At 55.4% G+C, this 16,734-nt stretch carries 16 protein-coding genes; 10 read left to right on the top strand and 6 right to left on the bottom strand.

The genetic code is table 11. The features are described 5' to 3' along the window. Positions 1–5: 5 nt before the first annotated feature. Positions 6–1,646 (top strand): amino acid ABC transporter ATP-binding/permease protein, encoded by a 1,641-nt coding sequence (locus CULFRC11_RS03950; RefSeq protein ID WP_031270170.1) that lies wholly within the window; start codon positions 6–8, stop codon positions 1,644–1,646. 65 nt (positions 1,647–1,711) lie between these two features. On the opposite strand, the gene CULFRC11_RS03945 is transcribed toward CULFRC11_RS03950, so the two are convergent. Next, positions 1,712–2,098, bottom strand: a complete 387-nt coding sequence (locus CULFRC11_RS03945; protein WP_014525562.1) for a zinc ribbon domain-containing protein YjdM — start codon at positions 2,096–2,098, stop codon at positions 1,712–1,714. 131 nt (positions 2,099–2,229) lie between these two features. On the opposite strand from CULFRC11_RS03945, the gene merB reads away from it, so the two are divergent. Next, entirely contained in the window at positions 2,230–2,769 is a 540-nt protein-coding gene (gene merB, locus CULFRC11_RS03940) for an organomercurial lyase (RefSeq protein ID WP_023635441.1), read from the top strand. Positions 2,770–2,892: 123 nt separating this feature from the next. Here merB and ychF read toward each other — a convergent pair whose 3' ends face one another. Then, entirely contained in the window at positions 2,893–3,978 is a 1,086-nt protein-coding gene (gene ychF / locus CULFRC11_RS03935; RefSeq protein WP_014836193.1) for a redox-regulated ATPase YchF, read from the bottom strand. A gap of 136 nt (positions 3,979–4,114) precedes the next feature. Between ychF and CULFRC11_RS03930 the strand changes: the two genes are divergently transcribed. Continuing rightward, positions 4,115–5,689, top strand: coding sequence for an AI-2E family transporter (locus CULFRC11_RS03930; RefSeq protein WP_031270167.1), 1,575 nt, complete (start codon positions 4,115–4,117; stop codon positions 5,687–5,689). 75 nt (positions 5,690–5,764) lie between these two features. Further along, positions 5,765–6,652 (top strand): phage holin family protein, encoded by an 888-nt coding sequence (locus CULFRC11_RS03925; RefSeq protein ID WP_023635439.1) that lies wholly within the window; start codon positions 5,765–5,767, stop codon positions 6,650–6,652. A 71-nt stretch (positions 6,653–6,723) separates the two neighbouring features. On the opposite strand, the gene CULFRC11_RS03920 is transcribed toward CULFRC11_RS03925, so the two are convergent. Continuing rightward, positions 6,724–7,749: a 4-hydroxy-3-methylbut-2-enyl diphosphate reductase gene (locus CULFRC11_RS03920; RefSeq protein ID WP_014525557.1), complete on the bottom strand. Its 1,026-nt coding sequence runs from the start codon at positions 7,747–7,749 to the stop codon at positions 6,724–6,726. Positions 7,750–7,847: 98 nt separating this feature from the next. Here CULFRC11_RS03920 and xseA point away from each other — a divergent pair, with 98 nt between their 5' ends. Then, a complete protein-coding gene (gene xseA / locus CULFRC11_RS03915; RefSeq protein WP_023635438.1) occupies positions 7,848–9,089 on the top strand; it encodes an exodeoxyribonuclease VII large subunit in 1,242 nt (413 codons plus the stop codon). Positions 9,090–9,140: 51 nt separating this feature from the next. Continuing rightward, entirely contained in the window at positions 9,141–9,431 is a 291-nt protein-coding gene (locus CULFRC11_RS03910; RefSeq protein WP_023635437.1) for an exodeoxyribonuclease VII small subunit, read from the top strand. Positions 9,432–9,455: 24 nt separating this feature from the next. Here the strand turns inward: CULFRC11_RS03910 and CULFRC11_RS03905 are convergent, their stop codons facing one another. Continuing rightward, positions 9,456–10,025: a DUF4245 domain-containing protein gene (locus CULFRC11_RS03905; RefSeq protein ID WP_029974982.1), complete on the bottom strand. Its 570-nt coding sequence runs from the start codon at positions 10,023–10,025 to the stop codon at positions 9,456–9,458. 300 nt (positions 10,026–10,325) lie between these two features. On the opposite strand from CULFRC11_RS03905, the gene glpX reads away from it, so the two are divergent. From glpX to CULFRC11_RS03885, 4 genes are all read left to right on the top strand, one after another. Continuing rightward, positions 10,326–11,336 carry a class II fructose-bisphosphatase gene (glpX, locus tag CULFRC11_RS03900; protein ID WP_014525554.1) on the top strand — a complete coding sequence of 337 codons (1,011 nt, stop codon included), beginning with the start codon at positions 10,326–10,328 and terminating at the stop codon, positions 11,334–11,336. A 253-nt stretch (positions 11,337–11,589) separates the two neighbouring features. Beyond that, positions 11,590–12,993: a class II fumarate hydratase gene (locus CULFRC11_RS03895; protein ID WP_023635435.1), complete on the top strand. Its 1,404-nt coding sequence runs from the start codon at positions 11,590–11,592 to the stop codon at positions 12,991–12,993. A 139-nt stretch (positions 12,994–13,132) separates the two neighbouring features. Next, positions 13,133–13,783, top strand: coding sequence for a TetR/AcrR family transcriptional regulator (locus CULFRC11_RS03890; RefSeq protein WP_023635434.1), 651 nt, complete (start codon positions 13,133–13,135; stop codon positions 13,781–13,783). After that, positions 13,780–15,354: an MDR family MFS transporter gene (locus tag CULFRC11_RS03885; protein WP_023635433.1), complete on the top strand. Its 1,575-nt coding sequence runs from the start codon at positions 13,780–13,782 to the stop codon at positions 15,352–15,354. Before CULFRC11_RS03890 ends, CULFRC11_RS03885 begins: the two co-directional genes overlap by 4 nt. 68 nt (positions 15,355–15,422) lie before the next feature. Here the strand turns inward: CULFRC11_RS03885 and CULFRC11_RS03880 are convergent, their stop codons facing one another. Both CULFRC11_RS03880 and CULFRC11_RS03875 read right to left on the bottom strand, forming a co-directional pair. Beyond that, positions 15,423–15,983: a GNAT family N-acetyltransferase gene (locus CULFRC11_RS03880; RefSeq protein ID WP_013911162.1), complete on the bottom strand. Its 561-nt coding sequence runs from the start codon at positions 15,981–15,983 to the stop codon at positions 15,423–15,425. Positions 15,984–16,061: 78 nt separating this feature from the next. Next, complete coding sequence (locus CULFRC11_RS03875) at positions 16,062–16,700, bottom strand: LGFP repeat-containing protein (protein ID WP_023635432.1); 639 nt, start codon at positions 16,698–16,700, stop codon at positions 16,062–16,064. Positions 16,701–16,734: the final 34 nt, after the last annotated feature.

Here is a 16,734-nt window from a genome sequence, read left to right as displayed (position 1 = left end):
CTACGATGCCACCGTCACTAGGAGAGGTTGTGCGTTGGGTGCTTTCGATCACCCGACCCGTCCACGCTCCGCTCTATTTTTCCATCGTCATGCGCATTATCCAGCTCAGCTTAGGAATTATGATCTTTGGGTTGGCTGTACAGGGCGTAGTAGAAATCGTTGTGGGCACTGGGCAGATCACCCTTGTCCTCATCACGTTGGCGGTGTTGGCCTGCATCAAAGCGCTCGCTCACTATCTCGAGCAGTTTTCCGGTCATTATGTCGCGTTTAAGGCTCTTGAGTTGCTCCGCGGTGCCGCTTTTTCCCGACTGTGGCCCAAGGCCCCCGGGGTGTTGCGTTCTACTAAATCTGGCGACCTGGTCACCTCGCTTACCAGGGACATCGACCGGATTGAGGTTCTTTATGCCCACACTATCGCCCCCACGATTGCGGGAGTCACCGTTCCCCTAGGATTCGGTGTTGCATGGGGTCTACTTTATGGCTGGCAGCTGTCTGCAGTTCCCCTTATTTTTGGCTTGTTTTCTGCGCTTGTGGTTCCGTTAATTGGGGCGAAGCAGTCCTTTGATTCCACGCAAAAAGTATTGATCAGGCGCCGTGAGCTGGCGCAGCACGTCACGGATTCGGTGTTCGGCGCCGAGGAAATCGTCTCCTACGGACGGCAGCAGGAACGGCTTGAGCAGAGTTGGGGAATTGCGGGGGACGTCGCAAAGCTAGCTATGCCCGCCGCCCACTATCGTGCGCTTCGGCGTGGAATCAACCTCGGACTCACCTACGCGTGTGTGCTCGGCGTGCTCATCGTCGGAATCGCAAGCAACGCAAACCCCGCCGACATAGCGTTCATTATGGGCGGTTGCCTTCTGCTTTTCGACGCCCCACGCGGCCTAGAAGACGCCGCCGGTGCGCTCGATCACTCACTTGCTGCCGCACGCAGACTCCACCACATCTGTCACCTCCCAGCTACGGTCAACGACGGCACTCTTAGTGTTGATCGCACGCAACCCGTCACGATCACCTGGGACAACGTTAGCTATGCATATCCCGACGCCCCGGAAAAGCCGATACTGCAGGGGTTTACGCACACCATCACAAACGGTGAGCATGTGGTCTTTGTTGCGCCGTCAGGAAGTGGCAAATCCACGGCAGTCCATCTCCTACTCAGGTTTGATAACCCCAGCAGCGGCGACATCCTACTCAACGGAATTTCCGTGTCTCAGTATCAGTTGACAGAACTGCGCAAATCCATTGCGCTTGTGCCGCAGCGCAGTGAGTTGCTAACCGCAAGCATCAAATCCAACCTCCTACTCGCGTGCCCCGATGCCACCGAAGAAGCCATGTGGCATGTGCTTAGTGTGGTGCACTTAGATCAAGAGATTCATCGCCTACCACAGGGCCTGGATTCACTCACCGGAACCGAGGTTGCGGGGCTATCCGGTGGACAAATGCAGCGCTTATGCTTGGCACGAGCCCTGCTTACCCAACCATCGGTGCTGGTTCTCGACGAATTCACCGCCAACGTCAACGCAGAGCTGGACCAGGCAATCAGAAGCTCGCTTAAGGAGAATTATCCAGAGCTTACGATCATCGAAATCTCACATCGTGCGCACGAGCATGGTGATGACCAGCGGGTTATCTCTTTACCCTCCTAGCGAGAAATGCGCGGAATAGCAGAAGGAGGGACCAGATTATTCTGATCCCTCCACAGCACCTCAGCCTAAGCCTTTTTGACCACCGAGGATTTCAGGTAGATCCGCCCGAGGCTGGGCACAGAGGCATCAATGTCGTGGCCATTGACAGGCTGATCGAGCAGTCGGATGCTCTTAACTTTTGTCCCGACCTTGATGGTTCCACCGCCACTGCCAGCGATTTTCAGGCCTTTGACCACAGTTACGGAATCGCCGTCGGCAAGCAGATTACCCACGGCATCACGGATGCCTTTGTCTTCTGCAGACGATGATTCGTCGTCGTTGTCCGCGACGAGGGTCCATTCATAAGCGCACATCGGGCACACGAGGAGCGCACCTTGTTCATAGGTGTACGGCTCCGAGCATTCAGGACACGGAGGAAGTTGATCTAACATTGAACTTAAATTACACGACATTCCGCTGGAATTTAACTTCTACAGGGATCGCCATAGCAGCTGCTTATAGCCGATGTCCCAGGACTGTGTGACACGGATTCTACACAACACTCACTACTGATAATCATTGCTAATAGTGGTACCATCGCCGAGTGTCTTCAAACTCGTCCTCCCCCTCCGCGCGCGACCTGCATATCCTGCTCAAAGGCCATACAGACGGCGGTATCCAGCAGCTCGCCGATCGTCTCATCTCACCGAATCCCACACCCCACCTGGCGCACCTATCCACAGGGGTCAGCGCATACACCTGGTGCCTCCTAGACACCTTCATCTTGGCCGGACTCTTCGCCTGCGACGTCCAGATCGAAAGCCGACCCCCGTCAGCAGCAACACCTCTGAGTATTTCGCTTATCGACGACACGCTCACCGCCAACCCAGACTTCGTCGTTTCTTTCCCTCTTACCTGCGACGAAAACGGCGCCCACTTCACGGAGGCGTTCTGCCCCTACGCAAACCTCTTTCCGACGATAGAGCATTATCATCATTGGGCTCCCCGACAGCCACGCCCCACCGTCCCCATCAGCGTCAGTCACGCACACTCCATCGCAGCCGATTTCGCCATGGATATACGGGCGCACAACAATAGCTACGAAAGGGCTGACGTGCTTCCCCTGGCAATCGTCTCGCACTAGTACATGCGCAAAGATAGCACCGCGATGAAGAACGCCCCGGCATCGAATCTCCCGATGGAAAACGATGCCGGGGGGGCGAAAAGCCAGAAGCCATTGTGGCCATTGTGGCGCGGAGCAGTCCGACTAAACGTTGAACTTAAACTCCACCACGTCGCCGTCGACCATGACGTAGTCTTTGCCTTCCTGGCGAACCTTGCCCTGAGCCTTTGCCTCAGCCATAGAACCAGCGGCATCGAGGTCTGCGAAAGAAACGATCTCCGCTTTAATAAAGCCGCGTTCAAAGTCGGTGTGGATCACGCCGGCTGCCTGAGGAGCAGTGTCGCCCTGGTGAATGGTCCAGGCGCGGGATTCCTTGGGGCCTGCGGTGAGGTAAGTTTGCAATCCGAGGGTGGCAAACCCGGCTTTGGCCAAGGAATGCAATCCGGGCTCGGTCTGTCCTACGGATTCGAGAAGCTCCATAGCCTCGTCCTCTTCGAGCTCAAGCAACTCGGTTTCGGTCTTTGCGTCTAGGAAGACGCAGTCCGCTGGGGCCACGAGGGCGGCGAGTTCTTGCTTGCGGGCGTCGTCGGTAAGCACTTCCTCGTCGGAGTTGAAGACGTAGAGGAAAGGCTTTGCCGTCATCAGGTGGAGCTCGCGCACCTTAGTCAGGTCCAACTCGCCGTTCTTTGCGGCGCTGAACAGCGTGCGATCATCTTCCAACACGGCTTGTGCCTTCTTGGTCTCTTCGACCACCTCGGCCAAGTCTTTGTTCTTGCGCGCATCCTTTTCCAGACGCGGCAGGGCCTTTTCGATGGTCTGCAGGTCTGCAAGGATCAGCTCAGTGTTGATCACGGCGATGTCCGACATGGGATCGACCTTGCCGTCGACGTGGATCACGTTGTCATCGGCGAATGCTCGCACGACCTGGCAGATCGCGTCGGCTTCGCGAATGTTGGCTAGGAAGGCGTTGCCCATTCCCTCACCCTCAGATGCGCCTTTCACAATGCCGGCGATGTCCACAAAGGAGACAGTCGCGGGCAGGATGCGCTCGGAGCCGAAAATCTCGGCCAGGCGGGTCAGGCGGACGTCGGGAAGCTCGACGAGGCCGACGTTCGGCTCGATGGTGGCAAACGGGTAGTTTGCGGCGAGGACGTCGTTACGGGTCAGGGCGTTAAAAAGGGTGGACTTGCCAACGTTAGGCAGGCCGACGATTCCAAGTGTTAGGCTCACAGGCTCACATCCTAGCAACCTCGCTCTTAAGCCCAAACGCACACGCCCCGGAAACCCCTATGCCTTATACATGGGAGTTCCTGATCAATAGCGCTATGAGTTCATTCGGGCGGGGTGGCTGCGACAGTCGCTACCGATGCATACCGTGCGTATAAGGCACAATGTTGTTGTGACTTCGAATACTTCGCCCCACGACCACTCGGCCACAAATCCCCTGCCAGAAGAGCTCGGGGCGCTATTCGATGCTGAGGATAACCGGATGAACCAGCACGTCGCCAGCCCCGCGTCTTCGCAGCCCACGGCGACTCCGGGGAACACCGAACCTGTAGAGCCGCGCACGGAATCGTCGACAAGCTCCTTGCCTGACGAGGAAGCAACAGCCATCTTCGAGGAACTCGAACCAAGCTCCGAGCGCACCCATATTGACCGCTCTGAAATTATTGCTGACGGCGTCAAAGTCTTAGCCCAATGGTGCATCCGCATCCTGATCATCGCGGCGACGGGCTTTGCCGGCTGGTACGTGATTAAACAATTCTGGCGAGGCCTTCTCCCAGTTATTTTGGCGTTGATCGTCTGCACAGTGTTGTGGGGTCCCACGGCATGGATGCGCAAGCGAGGAGTCCCCAGCGGTCTTGCTGCACTCGTGAGCATCCTTGCCAGTTTTGGCTTTTTCGGCGGCCTCATCTGGGTTATCTCCCCCGATATAGCTCGCCAATCACAGACGTTGTACTTCCAAGCATTTGAAGGGATTCAAAAGGTACAGCTGTGGCTTCAGGGCCCCCCTTTTAATCTCGACTCAGATGAGCTCAGCAATCGCATTAATACTGCGGTGCAATGGTTCCAACGCCAAAGCGGGACCATCGCAGGCGAAATTTTCTCAGGTATCGGCATAGCTACCTCGGCCTTAGTCACCATCGGTGTGGTCTTGGTGCTTACGTTTTTCTTCCTCAAAGACGGAGAAGGATTCTTGCCTTGGCTGCGCAACATCGTGGGCAAGCGCGCAGGCTGGCATCTCACAGAGTTACTTACTCGCTCCTGGATCACGCTCGGGGGTTTCGTCCGCGCTCAGGCTCTGGTTTCGCTTGTCGACGCCATCTTCATCGGAGCAGGCCTCATCCTACTCGGCGTTCCTATGGCCTTAGCCCTTGCCGTGCTCACCTTTATCGCTGGCTTCATCCCCATCATCGGAGCGTTTGTAGCCGGAGCCCTCGCCGTTTTAGTGGCACTTGTATCGCTGGGGCTTACCAAGGCAATCATCACACTGGCCATCGTTCTTGCGGTGCAACAGCTAGAGGGCAACGTGCTTTCTCCCCTGCTTCAATCGCGAGCAATGAATCTGCACCCGGTGGTCGTTCTGGTGTCTGTGACTGTGGGCGGCGGGCTGTTTGGAATCATGGGCGCTTTCCTAGCCGTTCCCACTGCCGCAATGATCGCCGTCCTCTTCCGTTACCTCCAAGACATGACGGCATTACGGGCTGGAGAGAAGTCAGCCGATGAGATCACTTTTGTTACTACCGCCGGTTCCATCACCGGAAAATTTGGCGAACGCCGCGGAAAAGAACTCTTAGAAAAGCGACGCCGCGAGCAACAAGAGCAAAAAACCGACGCTACTCATCATGCCTCCGTAGAGGGGACAGATACCAGGACAGGAGCTATTTCTCCGTTGGATAAGCTCAACGATCTTGTTCACTTCTTTGGCAAACATAAATAAAAATGCCTCTCGACGCTCCCGCGACACAACCTTATTAAATTCCTAAGATCGCGCTCGTTGCGTAAGATAACAAACGTGTCACAAACGTCCGAAACTCGCCATCAATCCCAGACGCAGCAAGCGTCCGGGAAGTTTTTCGGCATCTCTGTGTGGTCATCGATGTCGATCCTCGCGGCAGCGTTGATCACTGGACTATTGATCACGCTATCTACGGGTGTCATTGGCTGGCCTTTCCTAGCGCTTTTTGCCATCTTTGCTATCGTTTTTACGCTGCTTACAGAACCACGAGGCCTCTTCCTCATGGTCGCGAGCATTCCGTTGCTCTATTCCATAGCGGTCCTGGCTACCGGATGGTTCCTCGTGCAAGCTAATACAGCAGACGGGGCTCCTATCCGCAGATCTCAGGTCATCACAGCGGCTTATCCGTTGACGCAGCATTTTCCGTTGCTTATCTCGGTCACCGTGGGGGCGGCGCTCATCGCTGTTGTGCGCATCATGCTTTTGCGTCGTGGGGAAAAACGCATCACCGACGTCAAGACGAGCAACAGAATACGCCAGACTGAAGCCAACAATCGCAGCCGCAGCGCGGCAAGAAAAGCACGCGCTCAGGCCCAACGCAACCGCAGCGAGGCCACGGGATCGCGAGTCACTGTCGACGAGCTCATGCGTCGTAATCGCGAACAACCCCACAAGCCACGGGCGTCGCGCCCTTCGCTCAACGACCCGGAACAGCGTGTGCCTCGCACATATGCACCTCGTCCGCGATCCGCACCTGCACAAGGCCCGGTTCCTCACGCAGAGCCACGCCGCCCAGGCTCCGAGCGCATGCCTCAGCGAAGCCAGGCGCCGCATCCCCAGCCCAGGAGGGTGGCCCCCGAGCGCCCCATGCCGGAACGCAAGCTCATCGATCCTGAGCTATCGCGCCGCAAGACCCGGCGTTTTGACGACGATCTTTATAGCTAACAATAAAATTCCCCCCTTCCTAGTCACAGACAGAACTGAACTGTGACTAGGAAGGGGGGATTTTTATGTCTTTAGTCTTTAACGCGAGGCGGACGCAGCTCGCGAGGAAGCGCGAAAGTGATCTTTTCTGCGGCAGTGGTAATTTCGCTGACATCGGTGAAACCGAATGGTTCGAGGTACTCCAAGACTCCCTGGACCAGAATCTCCGGAACAGATGCCCCAGAGGTCACTCCCACGGTGGTCACGTCATTGAGCCATTCGGGATCAATCTGGTGAGCGTAGTCCACCAGATAAGAGGCTTTAGCTCCTGCCTGTAGTGCCACCTCGACCAATCGTTTTGAGTTGGATGAGTTCTGCGAGCCAACCACGATCACTAGATCAGATTCCTCAGCAATAGCCTTGACCGCTACCTGGCGATTCTGGGTGGCGTAGCAGATGTCGTCGCTAGGAGGGTTGTGGAGGTGGCTAAACCGCTCGTGCAGCTTATTCACAATCGTCATGGTCTCATCAACTGACAACGTGGTTTGCGATAGCCAGATCAGCTTCTCGTTGTCCAAAAAATCTGGAAGGGCGTCCACACCCTCAACCCCGTCGACAAGGTGCGTGACATCAGGAGCCTCACCTGCAGTGCCTTCTACCTCCTCGTGGCCCTCATGGCCGACGAGGAGAATGTGGTAGCCGTCGCGAGCAAAACGCTTCACTTCATTGTGAACTTTGGTCACAAGCGGGCATGTTGCGTCGAGAGTTTTCAGGCTGAGTTGACGCGCCTCCTCGTGAACAGCCGGGCTAACCCCGTGCGCGGAGAAGACGAGGTGAGCTCCCTCGGGGGTTTCGTCGGTCTCGTCGACAAAGATGGCGCCTTTATCGGCAAGCATGTCAACCACGTAGCGGTTGTGGACGATTTCTTTACGCACGTACACGGGCGCGCCGTATTTTTCCAGAGCGCGTTCAACGGTTTCTACGGCTCGGTCTACTCCGGCGCAATATCCGCGAGGAGCCGCTACTAGGACGCGCTTGCCTTCGGTGTTACCGTCGCTGTGGCTGTGGCTCGCGCTGGAAGTAGTGACGTCATGTGGGCGTTGGTCGGGTGAGGTCATGACGACTAGCTTAAACTACTGCGCGATGTACCGAGACACTGTGCCGTATGCTTTACGAGAACATATCTTTTGCAGTGAAACGAGGATGGAGGCCGTACGTGGCTAGTTCGCCGAGTGCACCGGAACAAGCATGGCCGGTTCGCGAGCTCAACGCCAAGGTAAAGGGCTGGATTGAAAAGCTAGGCCACGTGTGGGTTGAAGGTCAGATCACGCAGCTCAACGTGAAGCCAAGCTGGAAATTTTCCTATATCACGCTGCGCGACCCTGAGGCCGAGGCCAGCGTCCAGCTCACCTGTCCGACCCAACTTATCCGCTCACTCGCCACCCCTCTGTCCGACGGCGACAGAGTTGTGGTCTACGGAAAACCCGCGTTTTATACGGGTCGCGGTTCTTTTTCCCTGTGGGTCACCGACATTCGCCCCGTAGGTATAGGAGAGCTACTCGCTCGCATCGAACGGCTGCGCCAGCAGCTCGCGCAGGAGGGGCTTTTCGACGCCGCCCTCAAACGCTCCCTCCCCTTCCTACCCAGAAACATCGGTTTGATCACTGGCCGAGGTTCCGCTGCGGAGCGCGATGTCCTTGCTGTTGCCCAATCTCGTTGGCCCGAAGTCACCTTCACGGTCAAAAACACTGCGGTCCAAGGAGCCCGCGCAGTAAGCGAAATCATTGCGGCACTAGATCAGCTCGACGCTGACCCCACTGTGGATGTCATCATCATCGCGCGCGGAGGCGGTTCGGTGGAGGACCTTCTGCCTTTTTCTGAGGAGGCCCTCCAACGCGCGGTTGCTGCAGCCACCACTCCTGTGGTCTCTGCGATTGGTCATGAACCCGATAACCCAGTCCTAGATAACGTTGCGGATCTTCGTGCTGCAACGCCTACCGACGCAGCCAAGCGGGTAGTTCCCGATGTGATCGCAGAGCGAGAATTGATTGCAGAACTGCGCTCCCGCAGTGCGGCGGCGCTGCGTAGTTGGGTGCAACGCGAGCAGCATATGATTCAAGCTTTGCGTTCCCGCCCTGTTCTTGCGGATCCTTTATCCATGGTTCGTGCGCACACCGATGACCTGAACAGAATGCTCACCGGTATTCGTCGTGAGATCACCTATCAGCTCAATAATGAGCGAGCTACCGTCGGTGCTTTGCGCAGTCAGGTCTCCGCGCTTGGTCCCTCTGCCACGCTGGCCCGTGGTTACGCAGTAGTTCAAGTTATTCCACGGGATGGGACGCCACCAGAGGTGGTGACAACGATCGACCAATCCCCACCCGGCAGCCAGCTGCGCATTAGGGTTGCCGATGGCTCGATCACTGCCGCAAGCATGCAGACCTCACCTGCTGATTAGCTTTACACACAACGCTCTTATCTCAATCAACAACTAACAAGGACAACTTTGATGAATAGCGACGTGATTGGACGCGGAACCGGCGAAGACTCCTTCACCGCCATCGAACAACTCAGCTATGAGCAAGCCCGCAACGAGCTAGCTGAGATTGTTCGCATCCTGGAACTCGGTCAAATGAACCTAGACGAGTCCCTCACCTATTGGGAACGCGGCGAAGCTCTTGCCAAACGATGCGAGGAACATCTCGCCGGAGCAGCACACCGCGTAGAGCAAGCTCTGGCACAAGGAACAGAAAAAACCGCCGCCAAACACCCTGCCGACGACGGAGAAGACGCCTTCTGAGTGGCGTCGTAAAGCTTTTTGTTCCTATTGCGTGGATATCGGCTCTGCTTTTATCACCCGAGAGATGAGCTCATCAAAGTTTTCCTTGGGTGCAGCGCCGCTGACTAGGATGCGGGAGTCTCCCAAGTCTGCGATCCACAACGCACGCACTCCTTTTTCCTCGGAACTGTATTCCGAAACGGTGACGCCCTCTACGGTGTGAGAACCAGTTTTTTCGCGAACATGTGAGTCAAATGCTGCAGCAGCTTCCTTCTCCCCCAACCCAGTTTGTTCCAGCTGAATAAAGGAAGCCCCATTAATCACCCAGCCCACAACCGGCGCAGGAGTTCCCCCCAAATCATCCCGGCGCGCGGAATTAGCTACCCATCCAGGTATCTCCCCTGGATAGCGCACTGGAAACCCCATGCTGCGGGCTTCCAGGTGAAGATACGTCTTTGCGTCGACGGCATGGACGGGGCCATTTTCCGGCGCTCCTTTGTTAAAACTGCACATCCCGGTAAAACCAATGCTAAGAGCAGCAACAAGAAGGATCACGCCAAGAGACAACACGATGTCTCTGCCGTTCTGATAAATACGAGGTTTCTCCACAGCCACGCACAACAGTATGGCACGTCTAAGCCACGACCGTGCGAAGAAGTCCTTTCCTAGCCGCTTCTTTTCCGCTTTTCTCCTAGGAAGACTCCCCCTACAGCCGTAGTGCGATGCCCTTCTCACTAGTTCAATTCTGCGCGAGAGGTCACATTTCCACACTTTCGGGTGTGCTGGTCAACCACCATAGGCCACGAGGGTGCAAGAATGTATGGGTATCAAGAATCCCCCGCTAGGAAACAACCCTCGGCGAGGGACCTCGTTAAATTTCTGCAGAATATACAGGCGCCACAGGAGGCCACCCTCATGACCAACCTTCATCCAGAAATTCCAGACCGTAACCTAGCCCTTGAACTCGTGCGTGTCACCGAGGCCGCAGCTTTGGCTTCAGGGCGATGGGTCGGTCGTGGAATGAAGAACGAAGGTGACGGCGCTGCCGTCGATGCAATGCGCAAACTCATCAATTCGGTCCAGATGCGTGGCGTCGTGGTTATCGGAGAAGGTGAAAAAGACGAAGCTCCGATGTTGTTCAACGGTGAAAACGTGGGAACCGGTGAAGGCGCTGAGGTGGATATCGCCGTAGACCCTATCGACGGCACCACCTTGATGGCGGAGGGTCGCCCCAATGCTATCTCTGTGCTTGCCGCTGCAGAACGCGGTTCCATGTATGACCCATCCGCAGTGTTCTACATGAAGAAAATCGCGGTGGGCCCTGAGGCTGCCGGCTCCATCGACATCGAGGCTCCGGTCGCACACAACATCAATGCTGTAGCAAAAGCAAAGAACATCGCGCCTGATCAGGTGACTGTTGTGGTCCTTGACCGTCCTCGTCATGCAGACCTTATTAAAGACATCCGCGAGGCAGGTGCAAAGGTCCGACTCATTCGCGATGGTGACGTCGCCGGCGCCGTAGCAGCAGCCCAGGAGACCAACTCCGTGGACATCATGATGGGCACGGGTGGCACCCCCGAGGGCATCATTACTGCATGCGCAATGAAATGTATGGGCGGAGAGATCCAAGGCATGCTCGCTCCTCGCGATGATGCCGAGGCTGACCGCGCACGTAGCGCGGGTCACGATCTCAGCCAGGTCCTTCTCACTAATGACCTAGTCAGCTCCGATAACTGCTTCTTTGTGGCGACCGGCGTAACCAACGGAGATATGCTCCGCGGCGTGAGCTACCGCGCGAACGGCGCGACCACGCGCTCCCTTGTTATGCGTTCCAAGTCCGGGACAATCCGTTACATCGAGTCTTCCCACAAGCTACAAAAACTGCAGGAGTATTCGGTCGTCGATTACTCCAAAGTAACCAAATAAGACTCCTTAAACCCAAGGTGGCCTGACCAAATATGTAGTGAGGCCACCTTGGGTTTACCCCCGCGCTGCGGCATTCCCGCATTGAAGTGCGTCACATTACCCGCCGGCCCCATATCCTAGCCACATACGGCAGCTTTTTTCGGCATACTTGTAGTCGTGTGAGTACATCGTCTTACCTTTTCCAGAGCTTATGCATGGGAGGGGCGATGTCCACGACCAAGAGAAACTTCGTATCTACAAAGGTGGATCATTCATGACTGAGCAGCAGTACCGCATTGAGCACGACACCATGGGTGAAGTAAAGGTTCCGATTGATGCCCTATGGCGAGCACAAACTCAGCGCGCTGTGGAGAACTTCCCCATCTCAGGTCGTGGACTGGAATCCGCGCAGATCCGCGCAATGGGACTGCTCAAGGCAGCTTGCGCACAGGTAAATAAGGATCGTGGCCTCCTCGACGCAGCACAGGCAGATGCCATCATCGCTGCTGCTAAAGAAGTTGCAGAAGGCAAACACGACGCACAGTTCCCCATTGACGTGTTCCAGACAGGCTCCGGCACTTCCTCCAATATGAACGCCAACGAGGTCATCGCCTCCATTGCACATGCAGCCGGCGTTGAGGTACACCCCAACGACCATGTCAACATGGGACAATCCTCCAACGATACGTTCCCCACGGCTACCCACGTTGCAGCCACAGAGGCCGCTGTCACCGACCTGATCCCCGGCTTGAAAGTTCTCCAGGAGTCCCTAGAGAAGAAAGCCAAGGAATGGGAAAGCGTGGTTAAGTCCGGCCGCACGCACCTTATGGACGCCGTTCCCGTCACCTTGGGCCAGGAGTTCGCCGGCTATGCACGCCAGATCGAAGCTGGTATCGAACGCGTCGAGGCTACGCTTCCGCGACTAGGAGAGCTGCCTATCGGTGGAACCGCCGTTGGCACAGGCCTTAACACTCCCGCCGACTTCGGCGACAAGGTCACTGCAGAACTCGTAAGCTTGACCGGTGTTAAAGAGCTGCGTCCGTGCGTCAACCATTTTGAGGCACAAGCAGCCCGCGATGGCCTGGTGGAGTTCTCCGGTGCAATGCGCACCATCGCCGTATCGCTGACTAAGATCGCCAACGACATCCGCTGGATGGGTTCCGGCCCACTCACCGGTCTCGGCGAGATTCACCTGCCTGACCTGCAGCCCGGCTCGTCCATCATGCCTGGCAAGGTCAACCCGGTCCTGTGTGAGACCGCCACCCAAGTAGCTGCCCAGGTTATAGGCAACGACGCCGCCGTTGCATTCGGTGGTGCTCAGGGCGCATTCGAGCTCAACGTCTTCATCCCGATGATGGCACGTAACGTGCTTGAGTCTTCTCGCCTCCTAGCTAACACGGCACGTATCTTCGCCACCCGCCTGGTTGACGGCATTCTGCCAAATGAAGAGCGCATGAAGACCCTCGCAGAGTCCTCGCCCTCCATCGTGACCCCACTCAACTCCGCTATCGGCTATGAAAACGCCGCTAAGGTCGCCAAGACCGCTCTAAAGGAAGGCAAGACTATCCGTCAGACGGTCATTGATCTTGGCTTTGTAGATGGTGACAACCTCACAGAAGAAGAGATGGACAAGCGTCTCGACGTCCTCGCGATGTGCAACACAGATCGCGATAAATAAGTAACTAGTAGCCACGCTTAAGAGCTGGGAAGGCATCCGCATGCCTTCCCAGCTCTTCGTCTTTTCTAGGAGAAAACCTAGGCTCCACTCTCCTACCAAAATTTTGCACAGGGTAAATTGTTGCACTAAGTTTACTTTTATGGCGAACGACCCTGAACTCCCCCTACGCGAGCGGAAACGCCGACAAACACACGCATCCATCGAGGACCATGCAACCAGGCTCGTCCTTGAGCGAGGCTTAGAGATCGTCACAGTAGAGGATATTTGCACTGCAGTCGGCATTTCTAGACGCACCTTCTTCAACTATGTTGAATCAAAAAACATCGCGGTTTTTGGCAATACGCCCCGTTCTCCCCAGCCAGAAGAGATTTCAGAGTTTCTACACACAAAGCACGACAAACTCCCCCACGCGTTAATGTCGTTAGCCCTTAATAATGCGTTTTCCGGAGAGCACACAGACGCAGTACTTCGAGCCGAGTTGCTTCGACGCAGAAAAACGATCAGCCAAAATAATCCAGAGCATGTCAGCTGGTCAAAACAAAAGATCACTCTCTTCCAAAGAGAACTCTCTGCAATCGTCGTAGATTATTTCGCCCAGCATCCCGATCTACGCGTCCTAGAAACACCTGCAAGCGTTGAAGCAGAAGCCATGGTTCGGATCGTTATCTCTGCAATTCTCATGGGATACCACCAATGGACCTCCGACGAAACCGGAAGTTACAACGATCTAGTCCGCGCTTGTTTCCACGCCCTCGACATCCTCATCGCCTTTGCCAAGAAAAGCTCATGACTTTTTCAACGACATCCCCCAAACAGCAGCCACCACGCGATCGCCCCATAGGATGGATCATCGGCGCGCTCATGCTCAGCATGCTCATGGGCTCGCTCGGTCAAATGATTTTCTCCACTGCATTACCCACAATCGTTGGCAGCCTCGGCGGTGTCCATCATATGTCTTGGGTCATCACGGCTTTCCTCCTAGGGCAGACCATCGCGATGCCGCTTTTTGGAAAACTGGGCGACCTCATGAACAGAAAACCGCTCTTCCTTTTTGCCAACGCCCTCTTCATGGCAGGCTCGTTACTAGGAGGGCTGGCACACTCCATGCCCGTTCTTATCGCAGCACGAGCAATCCAAGGAGTGGCCGGCGGCGCGTCAATGGTGTTATCCCAAGCCATTACTGCGGAAGTTACTTCCGCGCGAGAACGCGGAAAATATATGGGTCTCATGGGAATGGTCTTCGGAGTTTCCTCTGTCCTAGGGCCTGTCATCGGAGGTTGGATTACAGACGGCCCCGGCTGGCGCTGGGGCTTGTGGTTTAACCTTCCCATCGGGGCAATATCCATAACGGCGATTGCTCTATTGCTCAAACTCCCTTCCAAGAAACGAGAGTTTCGTTTTGATTGGTGGGGAGCGACCACCATGGCTTTAGCCACAACGTCTTTAGTTCTTTCCGTTACGTGGGGCGGACACGACTATGCATGGACAGACCCGGTGATCATTGGGCTTCTCCTCTGCACTCTCCTACTCGTCGTGCTACTTATCTTCATAGAGCTACGGGTTCCAGAGCCGATCATTCCCCTTACGCTTTTTAAAAATCGGAACTTTGTCCTCACCACCGGAGCAGGGCTATCAGTTGGCGTCATCATGTTCGGTTCTATGGCGTATCTGCCCACTTATCTTCAGATGGTTCACCACATGAGTCCCACAAGAGCCGGCCTTACCATGATGTCCATGATGGGTGGACTCATTGCCGCATCGATCACCGTGGGGAATCTGGTAGCAAAGACCGGCCGATATAAGGTCTTTCCGCTCGCCGGACAGATCACTACCTCTATAGCACTTGTTCTTATGGGTTCCCTTGCTTTCGACGATTCCCTGGTGCGGGTGTGCTGTTATCTTTGTGCCTTTGGTATCGGGATAGGAAGCACCATGCAGATTTTGGTGCTCATCGTCCAAAACTCCTTCCCGCTATCCGTAGTAGGAACAGCCACCGGCGCCAACAACTTCTTCCGCCAGGTGGGAGGCACAATAGGCGCAGCACTTATCGGTTCCATATTCCTAGGCAACCTTGGTCGCCAGATGTCGATGAACCTTCCTTCTGCAGTTGAACACGCAGTGCGACTAGGAGGGGATCCAGAACAATTCCACGTTGTAGAAAGCAGCGGCAAACTCACTCCAGCAGCCGTCGCCGCGCTACCAGACATTATTAAAAACGCCATCGCCGTGTCCTACAACGATGCCCTCACGCCCGTTTTCCTTCTTCTTGCACCGATCTCCCTGATTGCGGTAGTGCTTCTCTCCTTGATAAAGGAAAAGAAGCTTGCCGAGACAGTCGAGACAACGGTGTCCAAGCCCTAGCCCCAACCGTTTTATCACCCCATAGCAAAAGACTGCACTCACAACGGAGTGCAGTCTTTTGTATCGTCTTAGCTGAGGTCTAGTGCAGCGGCAGTATGATCATCTATTTCCGGCTTAGGAAGTAGTTTTTCCCAAATATCGGTGTCACGCCATTGTCCCGCCATTTCGCCATATGTCATTTTTGCCAGGTGTCCGAGGGTCCCTACTTTTTCAAACCCGCGCGATTCGTGCAAGCCCGCAGAGCCTTCATTTTCTGGAAAAATCCACGAATGAATAGACCATATTCCTAGCCCTTGGCACACGTCGATAAGCTTATCTAGGAGAGCCCCGGCGACTCCCCGCCCTCTGGCATCCGGGTGAATATAGATCGAATCTTCCACAACCCCGCGGAATACTGAGCGCGAGGAGATGGGAGCTGCGGATACCCACCCTAGGATCTTCGAGTCGTCTTCCGCATCTACGGCAACAAAAAGTGTCTCGGGAATCTTAGTCCCCGAGAACTTTTCCCAACTGGGTGCCTCAATCTCATAAGAGGCATGTCCAGTGTTCAACCCGAGGAGATAGATCTGTTGAACCTGCCCAAAGTCTGTCCGACGCAACGGTCGGATATAGAAATCCTTTGTGTGCATGTGTTCAATTCTGTCTAATTAGGACCTTGTTAGCCACTCGGAAGGTCAGCTTTCCTAAGAATCGTGGGATTGAGACCCTTATTTCTTCCGGATCTCCGCTGAGTATTCCCCTTTTTCATCCCGGATCCATGAAATAGTGCCTTTTTCAAATGTTTGACTCCAACCGCGGGAAATAGCTTCCTCGTCGTCGAGCGGCGCCCCGAGATCAGAGTTCACGCCGCCTTGCGCGATCCACGTTTCCGCGATTTTGCCTATCACGGGCTCAACGTCATCGTTTTTATAAACGAGGTACTTCCCGCCCTCAAATGAGGCCATATATGCACCCCCGCCAACGTGTTCGACGCCCGTGAGAGGCCCAAAGTTTCGGGCTTTACCTATTTTTTCCGCCAACTCTGAGGGAATCTGTATAGCGGTTCCGTTGGGTAGGAAGAATTGGGTCAATGCGCTGTCATCGTCACCTTGAGGAAAATCTGCCAGCTGAGAAAGCGATTTGGAAGCACCAGCTGTGCTTTCCACCGAGTTTCCAGATTCCGAAGGCGCATCAGCTGACACCGTATCGTGCGTTTGAGCATCAGTAGGAAGCAAAGAGCTCGAAGCTGGTCCCGCATTGCTAGCTTTATCCGTTGCGGATGAACATGCCGTTAGCCCCGTAGCAAGGAGCACACTAGCTGCTAAGGCTTTTGCCCCATTCCTCGCTAGAAGACTGTCTTTAGACATAAAATCACCCTCTGTGTGTTAAGCCGTAGTGCAA

Origin of the sequence: Corynebacterium ulcerans (assembly GCF_000767685.1) — a bacterium.
Lineage (GTDB): Bacteria > Actinomycetota > Actinomycetes > Mycobacteriales > Mycobacteriaceae > Corynebacterium > Corynebacterium ulcerans.
The sequence above is the reverse complement of the archived record's forward strand: the minus strand, read 5'-3'. Positions and strand labels throughout refer to the sequence as shown.